General features: G+C 62.7%; 18 protein-coding genes. 7 read left to right on the plus strand and 11 right to left on the minus strand.

All coding sequences use genetic code 11. The features are described from left to right. Nucleotides 1-22 precede the first annotated feature (22 nt). Complete coding sequence (locus QYE47_RS14310) at nt 23-493, plus strand: RNA methyltransferase (protein ID WP_070383561.1); 471 nt, start codon at nt 23-25, stop codon at nt 491-493. 64 nt (nt 494-557) lie between these two features. Here the strand turns inward: QYE47_RS14310 and QYE47_RS14315 are convergent, their stop codons facing one another. The 3 genes from QYE47_RS14315 to QYE47_RS14325 are packed head-to-tail and all read right to left on the minus strand — an operon-like array spanning nt 558 to nt 2,478. Beyond that, nucleotides 558-776, minus strand: a complete 219-nt coding sequence (locus tag QYE47_RS14315; RefSeq protein ID WP_110159592.1) for an aldehyde dehydrogenase family protein — start codon at nt 774-776, stop codon at nt 558-560. A 2-nt stretch (nt 777-778) separates the two neighbouring features. Beyond that, a complete protein-coding gene (locus tag QYE47_RS14320; protein ID WP_014590032.1) occupies nt 779-1,987 on the minus strand; it encodes a hypothetical protein in 1,209 nt (402 codons plus the stop codon). A gap of 41 nt (nt 1,988-2,028) precedes the next feature. Then, entirely contained in the window at nt 2,029-2,478 is a 450-nt protein-coding gene (locus QYE47_RS14325) for a YcgN family cysteine cluster protein (RefSeq protein ID WP_070383560.1), read from the minus strand. A gap of 145 nt (nt 2,479-2,623) precedes the next feature. Here QYE47_RS14325 and QYE47_RS14330 point away from each other — a divergent pair, with 145 nt between their 5' ends. Continuing rightward, the gene (locus QYE47_RS14330) at nt 2,624-3,217 is read left to right on the plus strand and encodes a nitroreductase family protein (RefSeq protein WP_014590030.1); all 594 of its coding nucleotides are present in this window, start codon (nt 2,624-2,626) and stop codon (nt 3,215-3,217) included. 114 nt (nt 3,218-3,331) lie between these two features. On the opposite strand, the gene QYE47_RS14335 is transcribed toward QYE47_RS14330, so the two are convergent. The 4 genes from QYE47_RS14335 to QYE47_RS14350 all read right to left on the minus strand — a co-directional run bounded on the left by QYE47_RS14335 (nt 3,332) and on the right by QYE47_RS14350 (nt 7,517). Then, on the minus strand, nt 3,332-4,264 hold the full coding sequence (locus QYE47_RS14335) for a D-2-hydroxyacid dehydrogenase (RefSeq protein ID WP_019436808.1): 933 nt from the start codon (nt 4,262-4,264) through the stop codon (nt 3,332-3,334). A 2-nt stretch (nt 4,265-4,266) separates the two neighbouring features. Then, the gene (locus QYE47_RS14340; protein WP_003254683.1) at nt 4,267-4,560 is read right to left on the minus strand and encodes a YcgL domain-containing protein; all 294 of its coding nucleotides are present in this window, start codon (nt 4,558-4,560) and stop codon (nt 4,267-4,269) included. Then, on the minus strand, nt 4,557-5,690 hold the full coding sequence (rnd, locus tag QYE47_RS14345; RefSeq protein ID WP_014590028.1) for a ribonuclease D: 1,134 nt from the start codon (nt 5,688-5,690) through the stop codon (nt 4,557-4,559). Before rnd ends, QYE47_RS14340 begins: the two co-directional genes overlap by 4 nt. A gap of 189 nt (nt 5,691-5,879) precedes the next feature. After that, the gene (locus tag QYE47_RS14350; RefSeq protein WP_070383559.1) at nt 5,880-7,517 is read right to left on the minus strand and encodes a phosphoethanolamine transferase; all 1,638 of its coding nucleotides are present in this window, start codon (nt 7,515-7,517) and stop codon (nt 5,880-5,882) included. Nucleotides 7,518-7,769: 252 nt separating this feature from the next. Between QYE47_RS14350 and QYE47_RS14355 the strand changes: the two genes are divergently transcribed. Beyond that, entirely contained in the window at nt 7,770-8,006 is a 237-nt protein-coding gene (locus tag QYE47_RS14355; RefSeq protein WP_014590026.1) for a YdcH family protein, read from the plus strand. A 226-nt stretch (nt 8,007-8,232) separates the two neighbouring features. Here the strand turns inward: QYE47_RS14355 and QYE47_RS14360 are convergent, their stop codons facing one another. Then, a complete protein-coding gene (locus QYE47_RS14360) occupies nt 8,233-9,414 on the minus strand; it encodes a PLP-dependent aspartate aminotransferase family protein (protein WP_070383558.1) in 1,182 nt (393 codons plus the stop codon). A 92-nt stretch (nt 9,415-9,506) separates the two neighbouring features. Here QYE47_RS14360 and QYE47_RS14365 point away from each other — a divergent pair, with 92 nt between their 5' ends. After that, nucleotides 9,507-9,968, plus strand: coding sequence for an Lrp/AsnC family transcriptional regulator (locus QYE47_RS14365; RefSeq protein WP_014590024.1), 462 nt, complete (start codon nt 9,507-9,509; stop codon nt 9,966-9,968). Nucleotides 9,969-10,072: 104 nt separating this feature from the next. On the opposite strand, the gene QYE47_RS14370 is transcribed toward QYE47_RS14365, so the two are convergent. Then, a complete protein-coding gene (locus QYE47_RS14370) occupies nt 10,073-12,403 on the minus strand; it encodes an FdhF/YdeP family oxidoreductase (protein WP_070383557.1) in 2,331 nt (776 codons plus the stop codon). A gap of 222 nt (nt 12,404-12,625) precedes the next feature. Between QYE47_RS14370 and moaA the strand changes: the two genes are divergently transcribed. Both moaA and QYE47_RS14380 read left to right on the plus strand, forming a co-directional pair. After that, nucleotides 12,626-13,630: a GTP 3',8-cyclase MoaA gene (moaA, locus tag QYE47_RS14375; protein ID WP_003254695.1), complete on the plus strand. Its 1,005-nt coding sequence runs from the start codon at nt 12,626-12,628 to the stop codon at nt 13,628-13,630. A 20-nt stretch (nt 13,631-13,650) separates the two neighbouring features. Further along, a complete protein-coding gene (locus QYE47_RS14380) occupies nt 13,651-14,550 on the plus strand; it encodes a bestrophin family protein (protein ID WP_070383556.1) in 900 nt (299 codons plus the stop codon). Nucleotides 14,551-14,596: 46 nt separating this feature from the next. Here QYE47_RS14380 and moaB read toward each other — a convergent pair whose 3' ends face one another. After that, complete coding sequence (gene moaB, locus QYE47_RS14385; protein ID WP_003254698.1) at nt 14,597-15,115, minus strand: molybdenum cofactor biosynthesis protein B; 519 nt, start codon at nt 15,113-15,115, stop codon at nt 14,597-14,599. Nucleotides 15,116-15,256: 141 nt separating this feature from the next. Here moaB and QYE47_RS14390 point away from each other — a divergent pair, with 141 nt between their 5' ends. Beyond that, a complete protein-coding gene (locus QYE47_RS14390; RefSeq protein WP_014590020.1) occupies nt 15,257-16,144 on the plus strand; it encodes a LysR family transcriptional regulator in 888 nt (295 codons plus the stop codon). Here QYE47_RS14390 and QYE47_RS14395 read toward each other — a convergent pair. Continuing rightward, on the minus strand, nt 16,132-16,914 hold the full coding sequence (locus QYE47_RS14395; RefSeq protein ID WP_003254703.1) for an AraC family transcriptional regulator: 783 nt from the start codon (nt 16,912-16,914) through the stop codon (nt 16,132-16,134). The two genes, QYE47_RS14390 and QYE47_RS14395, sit on opposite strands and share 13 nt — an antisense overlap. Nucleotides 16,915-16,926: the final 12 nt, after the last annotated feature.

The raw sequence follows: 16,926 nt of genomic DNA on the forward strand, positions 1-16,926 counted from the left end.
TTTTCGCGAAGGGCCCCGGTACGTGGCAAACAAACGATACAGCTGCATCGGCCTGTTCAACCCCAAGTCGGCAGAAAACGTCGGCTCTGTGATGCGCGCAGCGGGCTGCTATGGCGTCAATTCGGTGTTCTACACGGGCAAACGCTATGAACGCGCACGTGACTTCGTCACCGACACCAAGCGCGTGCACTACGACATCCCGCTGATCGGCATCGACGACCTAAAGCGCATTATCCCGCTGGGCTGCACGCCCGTGGCGGTAGAACTGGTGGACGGAGCGCGACCATTGCCGGATTACACCCATCCGGACCGGGCCATTTACATCTTCGGGCCAGAGGATGGTTCGTTGAGCGAAGAGGTGCGGGGATGGTGTGAAGAGACTATCTACATCCCGACCGAGGGCTGCATGAACCTGGCAGCGACGGTGAATGTGGTGCTGTATGACCGCATGGCCAAGGGGCTGAATACCCGTTCGGGGCCCAAGTTCAAATAGAAAGGCCGCCACTGCGGCAACAGGACAGACCTGCCAACACAGGGCGACCGAGTGCTGAGCTCCGTCAGAACAGCACCGAAACCGGGCCGAACATTGCCTCGACAAACCATGGGTTGTCGCAATCAACGTTGCCGACGATGGTTGGCTGCACGCTCCCCCTCCTCGGTTTCGCCCCGTGAACAATGCTGAGTTTCTGCTCCGCGGTGTATTCCGGGTACGACTTGATACGCTTGAAATGCGACTTGCAGACGATGCCGCCCTGCCGATTGTCAGGCGCAGGGATGCCTAGTGCAGCACCTTGCTCTGCAGCACATCGGAACGCCGCCCCAGCACGTTCTCGCTGATCTGTACGAAGTCTTCAGTACTGACGCTGGGCAGGCGCATCAGCCCACGTACCACATCGTCCAACGAACGTTTGGCCTGGGTGTGAATGCGGATTTCCTTGTCCAGCGCTTGCAACAGCATCACGCCGCGGGCCACCTGGGCCGGGCTTGCGCGTTCACCCTTGAGCCGGTTGACCTTGGCGCCCTGCTTGCTCAGACGCGCCTGCCAGACCTGGTAGCGGTCATCACTCATCCCGCCCGAGCGGCGTAGCAATTCGTTGGCGTAATAATCGGTCAGGCTCTCTACCAGCCAGTCACTGCCGTCACGCCCGTGAATCTGCGCGAACAGTTGCACCAATTCGCGCAGCAACGGGCTATTGCCGTTTTCGCTGACCATGGGCCGGGCACTGTTCAGGTACAACGAGCCCTGCGCAGCCATAGCCCCTCGCCACATGCCGTCACGCGCCCCGACCAACAGCAGCTTGGGCGGGTTACGCGGGAACACAGCTTGTAGTTGTGGCCAGACGAATGTGAGCAAGGTCAGGCTGTCCATGCGCCGCATGCCCTGCCCCACCGGCGCGGCCACGGTCACTTCGGTCTCGCCCAGGCGGGCGCGGCGGCTGCCCAGGTCGCCGGCAAGCATCCAGCCGGTCGGGCGATCGAACAGGCGCGACACGTTGTCGATGCGAAACTTCCCCTTGCCGATGCGCGGCCAGGACGTTTCGATGCTCTTCCAGCCCTCGGGCAGGTCGAAAGCCAGGCGCGCCACCAGCTCGGTACCATCCTGCTGGTCGAGGCGCGCAGGGGGTATCAGCTGGTCGCCGAGGAACAGTGCCCAGTGCGGGGTGACACGTGATGAATAGGCGCCGCTGGCCAGCTTCTGGTCCAGCTGCACGCGGTAGCTAAGGCTGGTCTTGCCGGCCGCTGGCTGCCATATGCCACGCTGCCCCTTCAGCTGCCATTGCCCATCAGCCTGGAAGCCGCTGTAGGCCCCAGCCTTGCCCAGGTCGAAGTCCAGGCTGCGCACGGCGCTGCCTTCAGCCAATGTAACGCGGACCTCGGCCTGGCCACTGGCAGGCAGAAGGCGCACCTGGTAGTCGAGGTCGACCTTTTTCGCCCAGGCCGGCGAACTGGCCATCAGGCCCAACAGCAACAACAGCTGGCAACGCATACAGAAACTCCTTGTTTCCCCGAGGCAGCGGGCCGCGCCGGTCAGCTGGCGCGAAAGATCAGGTGGTCTTCCCAGTCGTCTTCGTGCACATCGTGTTCACTGAGCATACGCCCCGACTGGGAAATGCGCTGTTCATGAACCTGTTGCCGGTCGCCACAGACCAGGTGGTGCCAGGCAGGCAAATCCTTGCCCTCACTGACCAGACGGTAACCGCAGGTACTCGGCAGCCACTTGAACTGATCGGCCTTGCCCGGGGTAAGCTGGATGCAGTCTGGCACTTGGGCGAAGCGGTTGGGGTAGTCGCTGCACTGGCACGTATCAAGGTCCAGCAATTTGCAGGCGATGCGCGTGTAATAGACGCTGTTGTCGTCTTCGTCCTCGAGCTTTTGCAGGCAGCACAGGCCGCAGCCATCGCACAGCGACTCCCACTCTTGCTGGCTGAGCTCTTCGAGGGTCTTGCGCCGCCAGAACGGCGCGTTTTCAGCGATCATCACACAGGGTTCCTGCCTTCATCTTGGGGGCCACGGCGCGCGGCGGCGCCAGTCTAGAGCCTGGCCTTCGGCAAATCCAGACCGCTTGTCAGTCGCGACGGCACGCAGTAGCGTGCGCTTTTCCCGTCCGTTTGCAGGAGCCGCCATGAGCGCCAACCCCCGCATTGCCGATTACGCCATCAACGAGCAGTTCATCAACCGCTGGTCGCCACGCGCCTTCACCGCCGAGCCGATCAGCGAAGAAACCCTGCTGAGCTTCCTCGAAGCCGCCCGCTGGGCACCTTCGGCCTATAACTCGCAGCCTTGGCGCTTCCTGTATGCCCGCCGCGACACGCCGAACTGGGAGCGTTACCTGAGCCTGCTGGTGCCCTTCAATCGCAGCTGGGCGCAACAGGCGTCGGCGCTGGTGCTGGTCATTTCCAAGACCACGTTCGCGGCCCCGGGCGCTACGGAAGAAAAACCGGCGCTGTGGCACACCTTCGACACGGGCTCTGCCTGGGGGCATCTGGCCCTGCAGGCCAGCATCAGCGGCTGGCATACCCATGGCATGGCCGGCTTCGATCAGGACCTGGCACGTCAGGAACTGAAGATTCCCGAGGGTTACGTACTGCATGCCATGGTGGCGATCGGCAAGCTGGGGGACAAGGCCAGCCTGGATGAAGCCCTGCAGGCGCGTGAAGTGCCGAGCCCGCGCAAGCCGCTGAGCGAGCTGGCTGCTGAAGGCGATTTCAGTCTGTAAGGTTTGTGTTGGCAGTGCTGGCCTCTTCGCGGGCAAGCCCGCTCCTACGGGGGGTATCACCACCCTGAGCTGGAGCGGGCTTACCCGCGAAGAGGCCGGTACAGGCCACAGCGATCAGTAGCCCCGGGCGAAATCGACTTCACCCCGCAACCCCTGCCCCGCTTCATAAGCCCGCACATTCTCGACAAACAAGCGCACCATCGCTGTCGGCGAAGTGGGCGCCGAGCTGTGCCCGGTCAGCAGCAAGCCCCAGGCGGTCCAGAACGGGTGTTGCTTGGGCAACGGCTCCTGGCGGCACACATCGATCACCGCACCGGCCAGATGGCCCTCTTTCAACGCCTCGACCAGGTCGGCATCGACCACCGCCACACCACGTCCGGCATTGATGAACAAGGCCGAGGGCTGGAAGCATTTGAACAGCGCGGCGTCATACAGGTCATGAGTCGCCGGGGTATCCGGCAGCAGATTCAGCACATAGTCGACCTGGCCGACCATGCGCGGCAGGTCGGCCAGCGCCGCCACCTCGACGAACGGGGCCTGTTCACGGGCGCTGCTGGCAACCCCGTACAGCTCCACACCAAACGGCTGCAGGAACTCGGCCACACGCTGACCAATGTCGCCTACACCCACAATGAGGACCTTGCGCCCTTCCAGGCTGCGCCCCGGGCGTTCATCCCAGCGCCGCTCGACCTGGCTGACCAGGCGTGACAGCACCTCACGCTCATGGCCTAGCATATAGGTGAGCATGTACTCAGCCATTACCTGCCCAAAGATGCCTACTGCGCGGCTCAGGCGGTAATCACGCGGCAGGCCATCGGCCAGCAACGGCGTGATACCGGCCCATGTCGACTGTATCCAGCCAGGCTTGTGGCCTTGGCGCAGCAGACTGGCCAGCAAGTCCGGCTGGCCCAGCCACACCGGGCACTGCGGTGCCTGGCGGGCCAGTTCGGCAGAGTCGCCGCTGGTCAGCACTTCCACTTCTGGCGCGGCTGCGCGCAAAAGCCCGGCGTATCGAGCATGGTCATGCTCAGCGATCAGTACACGCATGGTCAGACGGGGTCGTTACGGCGCAGCAGCTCTTCGGGCAGGTGCTCGATGTACTCATCTTCCAGCGGCGGCATCTGCAGGTGGTAGCCTTGGCTTTCGAGGTTCTCCAGCACCTTGGTGATGTCCTCGCGGGCCAGCTTGCGCTCAGGGCTGAGCACCAGGTCGAAAGCGTGCACGGGGGTGCCGAAGAACGGCAGCAGGCCTTCAGGCACGCGCTCCAGGCCGTCAGCCTTGAGCACATACAGGTACATTTCGTTCTTGCGTGGGCTCTTGTAGATCGAGCAAATGCGTTTCATCGGGTTTCTCCGGCGCCTGCCAGGTTGTCCAGCAGGGCCTGGCCCATGCGCTCGCGGCGCCAGCCGCGCAGCGAATCGGGCAGTTGATAAGGGCCATTGGGGTATCCGCTCTTGAGCAGCGCCTCCAGGGCTTTCTTGCGCAGCATCAGCTCGGGCGCAATCCCCAAGCGCTCGCCTTCGGCCTGGCCGATGGCACGCAGCTGCTTGAGAAGGCCGGCAGCCTCGATCGGCAGCGGCTCGGGCAAGGGCGCTGGCCATTGCTCGGCCGGCAGGCTGGCGGCGCGCTTGATCAGCTGAATGAGGAACTCACCGTCCTGACGAATGGTGCGCGGGTGCATCTCGTCGATCTTGGCCAAGGCCGACAGGTTGTTCGGCTGGCTTTTGGCCATTGGCCACAGCGAGTGCTCCTTGAGGATACGATTACGCGGCACATCGCGGTTGCGCGCTTCGCGCTCGCGCCAGGCGCACAGCTCACGTAGCACTGCCAGTTGTTGAGGCGCCAGCTTCCAGGCCAGCTTGACGTCGCGGTAAAGGCTTTCAGGCTCGACTTCACGGCGCAACGCAGCCACCAGCTCGGCGCCGTCTTCCAGCACCCAGGCATACTTGTCGTCACTCAACCGCGGACGCAGCACGCTGAACAGCTCGGCCAGGTGCACGGCATCTTCGGCAGCGTAGCTGACCTGGGTTTCCGAGAGCGGGCGTTGCAGCCAGTCGGAGCGGGTTTCGCCTTTGGGCAATTCGATGCCCAGCACTTCCTGCACCAGCCGCGAATAGCCCATGGAGAAGCCCAGGTTCAGGTAACCGGCGGCCAGCTGAGTGTCGAACAGCGGCTGAGGCAGCTTGCCGGTCAGGCGCAGCAGCACTTCAAGGTCTTCGCTGCAGGCGTGCAGCACCTTGACCACACCGCTGTCTTCCAGCAGGTCGGCCAAGGGTTGCCAGTTGCCGATCAGCAGCGGGTCGATCAGAAAGGCGCGTTGGCCGTCGCCGATCTGAATCAGCCCGGCTTTCGGGTAGAAGGTGTCGACCCGCATGAATTCGGTGTCGACGGCGACGAAGGGCAGCTGGTGCCAGTCGCGGCAGTGTTCGGCCAGGCTCTGGTCGTCACGGATCCAGTGAATTTCGATGGCCACAAGGCTCTCCCACTAACATTGGCGCGCAGTATATACGGCGCGGGCACTACGGGTGAAACTGTCCCGCTTTTCGGGGGCAGTCCACCCTGTGGGAGCGGGCGCGCCCGCGAATGAAGGCAACACGGTGTATGGCCCGGGCTTGCCCGCTCCCACAGGGATCGCGCAAGCTTGCATGACACCCGACTGGCTTCAGCGCTTGGCCGCCAGCCAAGGCCGGCAACTGGCGAACATGTCCAGCGACTGTTGGTAGAGCTCGGTATGTACCTGCAACAGGCCAAGCATCGAGTGGAACAGGTTGTCCTGGGACAGCGGGGCATCGCTGAGCCGTGCCAGGCAGTCGGTATCGACGCCGAAGTCCTCCTTGTAGCTGTCGGAGAACCAGGTCAGCAGCGGCACGTGCTTCTGCGGCTCGGGAGCGATGGCGTAGGGCGTGCCGTGCAGGAACAGGTTGTACTCGCCCAGCGACTCGCCGTGGTCGGACAGGTAGATCATCGCGGTATCGACCTTGTCTTGCTTGCTGCGCAGGGTATTGATTAGCGAGGCCAGCACCTTGTCGGTATAGGCCAGGGTGTTGTCGTATCCGTTGATGATTTGCTCCTCGCTGCACTGGTTCAACGCGTTGCTCTGGCACACCGGGGTGAAGCGCTCGCCATCACTGGGGTAGCGCTTGAAGTACTCTGGGCCGTGGCTGCCCATCTGGTGCAGCACCAGCACGGTGTCCTTGTCGAGGTTGTCGATCAACGCGTCCAGGCCTTGCAGCAGGATCTGGTCATGGCATTCGCCATCGGCGCACAGCTGCGGGTCCTTGAGGTTGCTGACGTCGATGAACTGCACGCGATCGCAGGTGCCTTTGCAGCCCGACTGGTTGTCACGCCACTGCACGGCCAGGCCGGCACGCTGCAGGATGTCCAACAGCCCTTCGCGGTTCTTCGCTACGCGGGCGTCGTAGTCCTTGCGCTTCATGCCCGAGAACATGCAAGGCACCGAAACCGCCGTTTCCGTACCGCACGAGTGCACGTCGGAAAACGCCAGCAGGCCCTGCTCCCTGGCGAGATTGGGCGTGGTATCGCGGTCATAGCCCAGCACACCGAAATGGTCTGCCCGGGCACTTTCCCCGACCACCAGCACGGTCAGCGACTTGCGCTCATGTTTTTGCCAGGCCGCATCACGCTTGGCATCTTCGCCATAATGCTGGAACGGGCGCGAGGCCGTACCGACACGCTCGTCGACATAACTGATGGAGGCCCCGACGATATTGCTGGGGGTGAGCATCAGACGCAGTTCATGGTGATTGCGAAACAGCGACGACAGCCCTTGATAATTGACCAACGCGACCGAGCCGATGGTCATTACACAGGCACCACTGACCACCAACTTGCCCAGCAGCTCGCGGTGCCAAGGGCGGTAGGCGATCTGCGCCTTCCACAGCAGCACCGATGGCAGCACACCCAGCAGCAGGATATACGCGGCAAACTTGAACGACATCAAGTCGCGCACTTCCGCAACATTGGTCTCGGCCATATTACGGAACATGCCGGCGTCAATAAGTACGCCGTACTGGTTCATGAAGTAAGCCACGCCCGCGCCACTTATGAACAACACGATAAGTACCGGCTTCAATACATACCGGAAGGCAATTAACGTGAGTATGAGATTGAAGGCGAAGAGCATCAGCACAGCAAACGCCAGACTCAGCCACAACCCCGACAGGCCGGCAGGAACCGCCGCTTGCAGATGCTCCCAGAGGAACATGTTGAAGCCGATCAGCAGGTAAAGACTGGCCAGCAGCGTGACCCATTCAGTCCGCAGGGATTTGAAGTTGAGCATTAGCGTTCGCAATCAAGAGTGATTATCAACCCCAGACCAGATGGCACTGTGGGAAAGTTGGCCGAACTCTAGAAAGTACGTCATCAATTTTTTGTGAAAAAGTTGGTAACAATTTCGTGAGGGCGCGTCTTCTACCAATTATCTCAAAACCATTCAGCTGCCATTCAGCCTGGACCGCCGTCACAAGCCTGCGCAAAGACAGCTATCCTCAATGGTCAGGACCTTACCGACAACCCTGACAGAGGTGAAGAAATGCCAGTTCCGCACGATCTGCTCGCTGACCTGCACGTTACCGCTGATGCATTCCAGGCACTCATGGAGAAGGATCAGGACCTGCACAAACTGCACAAGGAGTACAACGCCAAGGACAAGGAGGTGGTAGCCGCCGAAGGCAACGGCACCAACGACGAAGCCGTCAACCGCCTGCGCAAGGAAAGGTTGCTGATCAAGGACAAGATCGAACGGATCATTCATCCGCCCAAATCCTGACAGGCATCTATTGAATCCACCGGCCTCTTCGCGGGCAAGCCCGCTCCTACACCGATGCGCAGACCGTCGTAGGAGCGGGTTCACCCGCGAAAGGGCCGGGCCTGCTGGCCAATGCCCCTGGCCGGTCACCGTTGCAGCCGCCACCGTATTCGCGGGTAAACCCGCTCCTACATCGATGCGCAGACCGTCGTAGGAGCGGGCTAGCCCGCGAAGAGGCCAACAGCCCTTACACAGCAACCAGCGCTTTCAACGCCCCATCCAGGTCCTCGATCAGGTCACGGTAATCCTCGATCCCTACCGACAACCGCAGCAGGTTTTCGCTGATCCCCATCACCGCTTTCTGCTCTGGGCTCAGTGAGCAGTGCGACATGCTCCAGGAGTGGTTGATCATGCTCTCCACCCCGCCCAGCGAGTCGGCCAGCACAAAAATCTGCAGCGCCTCCACCAGGCGGTTGAGCGCGGCGCGGTCGCCTTTCACTTTCATCGCCACCACCGCCCCGCCACTGCGCATCTGGCGTTTGCACAGTTCATGCTGCGGGTGGCTTTCCAGCCCCGGGTAATACACCTGCTCGACCTGCGCGTGACCTTCCAGGAAGCGCGCCACCTGCAGGGCATTGGCACACTGGCGCTCCATGCGCACATCCAGGGTCTTCAGACCGCGCAGAGCCAGGTAGCAGTCGAACGGCCCCTGCACTGCACCAATCGCCATGCTGATACGGCGCAGGCGTGCCAGCAACGCATCGTTGGCCGCCACCACCACACCGCCGGTGAGGTCGGAGTGGCCACCTATGTACTTGCTGGCCGAGTGCATCACCAAGTCCACGCCCAGGGTGATCGGGCGCTGGTTCCACGGCGAGCAGAAGGTGTTGTCGATGCAGGTGAGGATGCCCTTGGCCTTGGCCAGGTCGCACACCGCCTTGATGTCGACCAGGTGCAGCAACGGGTTGGTCGGCGACTCGATCCAGATCAGCTGGGTTTCCGGCTTGATCGCAGCCGCTACGGCTTCAAGGTCGTTGAGATCGACATAGGTGGTGGTCAGCCCAGAGGTGCGGCTGCGGTAATCTTCCATGATGCGGAATGTGCCACCGTACACGCCGTTCATCACCACCACGTGGGCATCCTTGGGCAGCAGCTCAAGCACGGTTGCGGTGGCATTGACTCCCGAGGCGCAGGCCACAGCGCCCACGCCTTCTTCCAGGGCAGCGACACAGGTTTCGTAGGCATGCCGGGTGGGGTTGCCGACGCGGCTGTAGGAATATTCCGGCTTATCGTCCAGGCTGCGCTTGGTGAACGAACTGGCGGTGACGATGGCCGGAAAAATGGCGTTATCGGCAACGCTGAACTGCTCGCCGGCGTGAATGGTACGGGTGGCGAAATTGCGCGGCTTGTCGGACATGGTCAGGCCCATTGGCAGAATGAAAGCTGCAACTATCGCACAACCCAAATCGTCTGGCCTTGGGGTAATCTGTGAAATATTTTTCTGCACGGCCAGCGCGCGATATGGACAGTTTCGACCAGCACATTCTTACCCTGCTACAGCGTGATGCCTCGATCTCGCTGAAGGACCTGGCCGAGGCCGTCAACCTGTCCACCACACCGTGCTGGAAGCGGGTCAAGCGCCTGGAGGAAGAGGGCTACATCCTCGGCCGCGTCGCCCTGCTGGACCCCGAACGGCTGGGGTTGGGGCTTACCGTGTTCGTCCAGCTCAAGACCCAGCGCCACGACAGCGCATGGCTGGAGCAGTTTGCTGCGACCGTGACCGGGTTCGAGGAAGTGATGGAGTGCTACCGCATGTCCGGGGACTGGGACTACATGCTGCGGGTGGTGGTAGGTGATATTGCGGCGTATGACCGGTTCTACAAAAAGCTGATTACCCGTACCGATGGGCTATCGAACATCACCTCCAGTTTTGCCATGGAGCAGATGAAGTACACCACGGCTTACCCGGTGCATCGCGCCTGACTGGTGCTGGATTCTTCGCGCCCCCCAGGATCACCTCAACCTCAAGCGCTGTGAGGTCCCGTAGGAGCGGGTTCACCCGCGAAGGGGCCCGTACAGGCCCCCCATCAATCCGAGGCCAACACCGCCGCAATGCGGTTTCCCACCTTGGCTTTCACGACCTTGATCGCGACAAATTTCGAGGTCGGGGTATAGGTCCCCTCACCATAACTTTCCAGCGGTACCAACGGGTTGGTTTCCGGGTAATACGCCGCCGCCTGCCCCTCGGGCACGTCATACGCCACCAGGCGGAAGCCCGACACCCGCCGCTCCACGCCATCCTCCCACAGCGACACAAGGTCCACCTGCTCACCCGGTTCGAAGCCCAGACGACGGATGTCCGCCTCATTGACGAACACCACTTCACGCAGGCCGAACACCCCACGGTAACGGTCGTCCAGGCCATACAGGGTGGTGTTGTACTGGTCGTGCGAACGCAGGGTCTGCAAAATCAGGTCGGGCTTGTCACCACGGGCCAGTACCTTGGCGTTGACCAGTTCCTCGGGCAGCGCGTGGGGCATGAAGCGGGCTTTGCCCGTGGCCGTGCGGAAGTTGCGATCGGCGGCATTGTTGCCAAGGTGGAACCCGCCGGGGCTGTTCAAGCGTTCATTGAAACCGGTAAAGCCCGGAATCACGTCAGCGATCATGTCGCGAATGCGGTTGTAATCGGCCACCGCGTACTCCCAATCGATCGGCTGGTTGCCCAGCGTCGCCTTGGCCATACCGGCAATGATCCACGGTTCCGAGCGCATATGCGGCGAGCGCGGGCGCAACTGGCCGTGGGAGATGTGCACCATGCTGAACGTGTCCTCCACGGTCACGCCTTGCGGCCCTTCGGCCTGCAGGTCGATTTCGGTACGGCCCAGGCACGGCAGGATCAGCCCATCGCGGCCGGTGACCAGGTGCGAGCGGTTGAGCTTGGTGGAAATTTGCACGGTCAACGCGCAGTTCTGCAGCGCCGCGTGGGTGCGCGCGGTGTCCGGGGTGGCTTGGGCAAAGTTGCCGCCCAGGCCGATGAACACCTTGGCCCGCCCCTCTTCCATAGCCTTGATCGCCAATACCGCGTTGTGCCCATGGGTACGCGGCACACTGAACTGGAAGCGTTGTTCGATGGCATCGAGTAGCGCCGCCGACGGCTTCTCGTCAATGCCCATGGTACGGTCACCCTGCACGTTGCTGTGGCCACGCACCGGCGACAGGCCTGCGCCGGGTTTGCCGACGTTGCCGCGCAGCAGCTGCAGGTTGACGATTTCCTGCACGGTCGGCACCGAATGGCGGTGCTGGGTGACGCCCATGGCCCAGCACATGATGACCCGCTCGGCCTTGCGATACATGCGTGCGGCCAGCTCGATCTCGGCCAGGGTCAAGCCCGACTGTTTGACGATGTGCTCCCAGGACGTGGCGTCCACCGCCGCCAGGTAATCGTCGACGCCGCTGGTGTGCTCGGCGATGAAGGCATGGTCGAATACCGCCGGCTCGCCTTTGGCCTGTGCCTCGCGCTCCCATTGCAACAAGTACTTGGCAATACCGCGCATTGCCGCCATGTCCCCACCCAAGGCCGGGCGGAAGTAGGCGCTGGAGGTCGGCTCGGAGCCATTGCTGAGCATTTCGAACGGGTGCTGCGGGTGCTGGAAGCGCTCGAGGCCTCGCTCTTTCAGCGGGTTGAAGCAGACGACCTGAGCACCACGCTTGACCGCTTCGCGCAGGGGTTCGAGCATGCGCGGGTGGTTGGTGCCGGGGTTCTGCCCGATGACGAATATCGCGTCGGCCAGCTCCAGATCGTGGAACACCACGGTGCCCTTGCCCACCCCGAGGGTTTCCGACATGCCCGCGCCGCTGGCTTCATGGCACATGTTCGAGCAATCCGGAAAGTTGTTGGTGCCGTAGGCACGTACGAACAGCTGGTAAAGGAACGCCGCCTCGTTGCTGGCCCGGCCCGAGGTGTAGAATTCGGCCTCATCCGGCGACCGCAGCGCACGCAGGTGCCTGGCGACCAGCTCGAAGGCCTCCTGCCAGGTAGTTTCGACATAGTGGTCGGTGGCGGCGTCGTAGCGCATCGGGTGGGTGAGGCGGCCCTGGTATTCAAGCCAGTAGTCGGTCTGCTCCTTCAGCGCGCTGACGCTGTATCTGGCGAAGAAAGCCGGGTCGACCGAGCGGCCGGTGGCTTCCCAGTTGACCGCCTTGGCGCCGTTTTCGCAGAACTTGACCATGTCGCTTTCCGGCGACTCGCCCCAGGCACAGCCGGGGCAGTCGAAGCCGCCGTTCTGGTTGGTCTTGAGCATGGCCCGCAGGTTCTTGAAGGCGTTGTCGCTGCCCAGCCAGCTCTTGGTCACGCTTTTGAGCGCCCCCCAGCCGGCAGCGGCGCCCTTGTAGTCCCTGATGTGTTCGTCCTGGCTCATGCGATGAATCCTCACGCTTCGATGCTTTTTTCCAGCCTATGGAGCGTGAGAAGGGGCGTCCAATCGAAAGATCTTACGGCGTGATAAGCGGTTTCGATCATGGCTGCCAGATGCTGCACCAAGCGATAGAGGCCATCGATCAACCGGTCAGGCAAAGCAATTTGACGCCCTTGCGGCCAGGTTATAGCTTGGAGTCATGTCCCAACCCATTCGAGTGCGAACGTGGAACAGAACAGCCGGGCCCTGATCGACGGCTTCAACCGGAAAATCGACTACCTGCGGATGTCGGTCACCGACCGCTGTGACTTCCGTTGCGTGTACTGCATGGCCGAAGACATGCAGTTTCTGCCGCGCCAGCAAATCCTCAGCCTCGAAGAACTGTTCCAGGTGGCCGAGCGCTTCGTCGCGCTGGGCACCCGAAAGATCCGCCTGACGGGTGGCGAGCCACTGGTACGCCAGGGCATCGTCGACCTGTGCGGGCGCATCGCCGCCCTGCCCGGCCTGCGCGAGCTGTGCCTGACCAGCAACGGCTCGCAACTTGGGCGCCTGGCTCAGCCGCTGTTCGACGCCGGGGTGACACGCCTGAACATCAGCCTGGATAGCCTGGATGCCGACCGTTTCAAGCAGCTGACCCGCACCGGCGACCTTGCCCAGGTAATCGCCGGCATCGACGCCGCACGCCAGGCCGGTTTCAAGCGCACCAAGCTCAACTGCGTGGTACTCAAAGGCCGCAACGACCATGAACTGGTCGATCTGGTGCGCTTTGCCATCGAACGCGAGCTGGACATCACCTTCATCGAGGAAATGCCGCTGGGGGTGATAAGCGAGCATGAACGCGGCGAATCGTTCTGCTCCAGCGATGAAGTTCGGGCACGCCTGGCCGAGCAGTTCACGCTGGTCGAATCGACCGAGTCGTCCATGGGGCCGGCCCGCTACTGGCGCCTGGCCGAAGCCGCGAACACCCGGGTCGGCTTCATTTCCCCGCACAGCCACAACTTCTGCGCCACCTGCAACCGCGTGCGCCTTACCGTCGAAGGCCGCCTGCTGCTGTGCCTGGGCAACGAACACTCGGTAGACCTCAAGCACGTGCTGCGCGCCCACCCTGGCAACCCCGAACGCCTGGAAAAGGCCATTCGCGACTCGCTGCACCTCAAGCCCTATCGCCATCACTTCGAAGTCGGTGGCGATGTGCAGATCCTGCGCTTCATGAACATGACCGGCGGCTGAGCAGCCGTCTCTGGATTTCCATGATCGTCCCCCCCTCCACCGATGTGTTGCGCGTGTTGTTCACCCTCAAGGGGTCGATCGTCAAACGCATTGCCCTGCGGTGCCTGATGGTGACACTGCTGGCCGCGCTGATCGTGCTGGTCGAGCGGCATTACCCGGCGTATTTCTACCCGGTCAGCGCCACGCCGTTCACCTTGCTGGGCCTGTCGCTGTCGATCTTCATGAGCTTTCGCAACAACGCGTGCTATGACCGTTGGTGGGAGGGGCGCAAGGCCTGGGGCAAACTGATTATCGAAACCCGCTCGTTCGTGCGGGAAAGCGTGGCGATTGCCGACGAAACACTGCGCACCGAACTGCTGCGCAACCTGTGTGGTTTCGCTCATGCACTCAATGCCCGGCTGCGTAACGAGGACGAACGGGCAGCTGCCAGACCGTGGCTGGCCCGGCCCGATGCGATCAGCCCGCACAATGTGTGCGACGGCATCCTGCGTGAAATCGGCGAACACTGTTCACGGTTGGCCACACAGCAACAGATCAGCGAATGGCGCTACAACCTGCTGGAGCAACGCCTGGCGGGCCTGACCGAAGTGCAAGCCACCTGCGAGCGGATCAAGGGCACACCCTTGCCGTTCCCCTACACGCTGCTGCTGCACCGTACCATCTACATTTTCTGCCTGCTGCTCCCGTTTGCCCTGGCCGAGCCACTGGGCTGGCTGGCACCGCTGTTCACCACCATCGTGGGGTACACGTTCTTCGGGCTGGATGCGATCGGCAACGAGCTGGAAGACCCGTTCGGGCGCGATGAAAACGACCTGCCGACCGATGCCATGGTGCGGACTGTGGAGCGCGATGTGCTGGCCGGATTGGGGGAACAGCAGCTGCCTCCCGCCTTGTTGCCGGTGGGGTATGTGTTGAGCTGACGGTGGGTGGTTGCCTGTTCTGGCCTCTTCGCGGGTAAACCCGCTCCTACATCGGCAACAGGTGTTTGACGAAGTTGCATGGCCGGTGCCGTGCATCCAGCTGCTCGGCCAGAATGCCTTCCCAGGCGGTGCGGCAGGCTCCGGTCGAGCCCGGCAGGCAACACACCAACGTGCGGTTGGACAACCCGGCCAACGCCCGGCTCTGCACGGTCGAGCTGCCAATATCGAGAATCGACAATGCCCGGAACAACTCGCCAAACCCATCGATACGCTTGTCCAGCAGGCACTCGACCGCTTCCGGCGTGCTGTCGCGCCCGGTAAAGCCGGTACCGCCAGTGATCAGCACCACCTGGACCTGTTCATCGGCAATCCAGCTGGCCACCTGAGCGCGGATCTTGTACAGGTCGTCCTTGAGCAGCGCTCGCGCCACCAGCCGGTGACCGACCTCGACCGAGCGGTTGGCCAGCAGCGCGCCGGAAGTATCGTTATCGTAGGTACGGGTGTCGCTGACAGTCAGCACGGCGATGTTCAGCGGTACGAAGACCGCATCAAGTTGGACGCGCACGGTGAAGCTCCTTGAAGGGCATTTTCACCACGCTAGAGGCATACCCCCAGAGGCGTCCAATCGATATGACGTACCGGCCGATCAATGACATCTATCGCAGACGTGGGTTAAGGTCTGCATAACCAGACGCCAGGCACTTCCATGGACATCAAGCAGCTCAAGTTCCTCATCGCCCTCGACCAGACCCGCCACTTCGGCCAGGCGGCGGCGCTGTGCCATATCACCCAGCCGACGCTGTCCATGCGCCTGCGCAACCTGGAAGACGAACTGGACCTGGTGCTGGTCAAGCGGGGCCAGCGCTTCGAAGGTTTCACCGAGGCCGGCGAGCGCATCCTGGCCTGGGCCCGCACCCTGCTCGCTGCCCATGACGGCCTGCAGGCCGAGGCTGCCAGTTGCCGTGGCCAGGTGGTCGGCAGCCTGCGCCTGGGCACGGTGCCGCTGGCCAGTTTCAACCCCATGCACCTGCTGCTGCCCCTGCGCGAAAAATACCCCGAACTGCACTTTCAGCTCAGCTCGCTGAGCTCGGAACAGGTCATCGACGGCCTCAGCCGCAACCAGCTCGACCTGGGTATCTGCTACCTGGACCAGGTCAACACCAGCTTCTTCGAAGTGATCGAACTCGGCACCACCACCATGGGCCTGCTGCACGATACGCGGCACTTCCAGTTCGCCAGCGACCGGCTGCGCTGGGACGAGCTCGGCGATATTCCGCTGGGGCTGCTGAGCAAAGGCATGCACTACCGCCAGTCGCTGGACCTGAGCTTCCGCAGCCGTGGTCTGGAGCCCAATGCGGTGCTTGAGAGCGACTCGAGCTTCCAGCTCATCCAGGCCATCAACACCGGCATATGCTGCGCGATCATGCCACTGAACTGCGGCCTGGAAGACCTCAGCGAGCACCTGCGCATCGTACCGGTGGCCGACGCCGCCATCCACAGCCCGGTCGGGCTGCTGCTGCGCCGCAGCGAGCCACGCTCGGCGATTGCCGAGCAATGCTTTACCGAGGCCCGGGGGCTGTTTCAGGCCACCTGATCGGCGGTAGCCTGGCGATACTGGCGTGGCGTAAAGCCGGTCAGTTGCTTGAACTGGCGGCTGAAGGCGCTGTGGTCAGTGTAGCCGCAGCGCATCGCCACTTCAGTGATCGGCAGCTCCGAATGCAGCAGGCGATGGGCATGCTCCAGGCGTGCCTTGTGGATCATCTGCCGGGGCGTGAGGTGGAACACCCGCTTGCAATAGCGCTCCAGCTGGGCCACGGAAATACCGGCGATGCGGGTCAGCTCGCCCATGCTGATCGGCTGATGGAAATGCTGGCGGATGTGCTCGTCCACCGCGGCCAGGCGTTGATAGGCGGGGTGGCTGTCGGCAGCTGACTGCAGGTCGACCGAAATACCGACCAGGCCGATGATCTCGCCCGCCTGGTTGTACAGCGGGCGCTTGTGGGTCAGGCACCAGCCGGGCTCACGGCTGCCGTACAGGTGCAGCTCCAGTTGGTCCTCCAGCACCATCCCTTCCTTGAGCACCCGGCGGTCCTGCTCGGTGTAGCCGGGGCCCAGCTGTGCCGGGAACACTTCGGCGCTGGTCTTGCCCAGCAGCGGTTGCAAGCGCTTGAGGCCGCAGCGCTGGACCAAGGTGTTGTTGGCCAGCACGTAGCGGGCGGCCGGGTCCTTGATGAAGATTGCGGCGTTGGGGATGGCGTCGAGCATCGGCAGCAGCAGCGATACACCGGCGAGCAGGGCCTCGAGGGTGGCGGGGCGGTGCTGGTCGAGGGACTGGTAGAGGGTTGCCAGGGGGGCGTCGGTCATCTGTCGGTTCTC

The organism is Pseudomonas sp. 2,4-D, assembly GCF_030418155.1.
Classification (GTDB): domain Bacteria; phylum Pseudomonadota; class Gammaproteobacteria; order Pseudomonadales; family Pseudomonadaceae; genus Aquipseudomonas; species Aquipseudomonas alloputida.